This is a genomic window from Marinomonas sp. S3726 (assembly GCF_000967665.1).
Taxonomy (GTDB): Bacteria; Pseudomonadota; Gammaproteobacteria; order Pseudomonadales; family Marinomonadaceae; genus Marinomonas.
In genome coordinates, this window is the sequence record NZ_JXYC01000098.1 from 1 (window position 1) to 659 (window position 659).

General features: G+C 41.7%; 1 protein-coding gene. It reads right to left on the minus strand.

The features are described from left to right. Nucleotides 1-94: 94 nt before the first annotated feature. Nucleotides 95-541 (minus strand): phage GP46 family protein, encoded by a 447-nt coding sequence (locus TW85_RS25235; RefSeq protein WP_052702418.1) that lies wholly within the window; start codon nucleotides 539-541, stop codon nucleotides 95-97. Nucleotides 542-659 lie beyond the last annotated feature (118 nt).

The window sequence follows — 659 nt, forward strand, 5'->3', positions numbered from 1 at the left end:
ACATCACCGCGTGATGACGCAGATTGCCCGCTATGGCGCTCTATGTCCGCTGTTACTCGAGCTTGTAACGTTTTTCTATCAGGGCGAGAATATGTCATGTTGGTTGTACCTCATGTCCACGAAATATTGATACCCAGTCACCAGAAGTTAACTGGCAATCTAATAAAAAGTTCGCTTGATTTTTGTTACTGACATCACGTTCAACCGTTGCCGTAATCGCTAATAAATGCTCATCCACGACAAGCCATTCGACGGCTTCTGTTATATAGTCATTCATTAAATTAAGGGTCTCATGGGTCAACTTACTACGTTTTAACAACCACAATTTACTCCCTAAGCTTTGGTCATCTTCTAAGTCAATATCGCCCCAATAGCCGCGTTTATCGTTAGTACCGTCAGGGATTGAATCGTCATCATCCGCGCGGGCATCAGTAAATAGAGAAATATTGATCGCGTTATTTAACCAGGTAACTTTATCTTCTGAAGCGGGCAATAAATCGAATAAGTCAGTGTCACAATTAACACCAATAGAAAGCATCATTTTGGGTCTCCGACTGGGCGATCTTCTGCGTCTAAATGGAAGTGTTCTTGAACACTAATTGATCCAGCAATTACATCTTCAGCTGATTTTAAAGTTTTAACTTCCATTGTGCCGTCAG

What these genes read in the sequence shown, in the direction of transcription:
- TW85_RS25235 (WP_052702418.1), bottom strand. Translation starts at nt 541, where the DNA reads ATGATGCTTTCTATTGGTGTTAATTGTGACACTGACTTATTCGATTTA.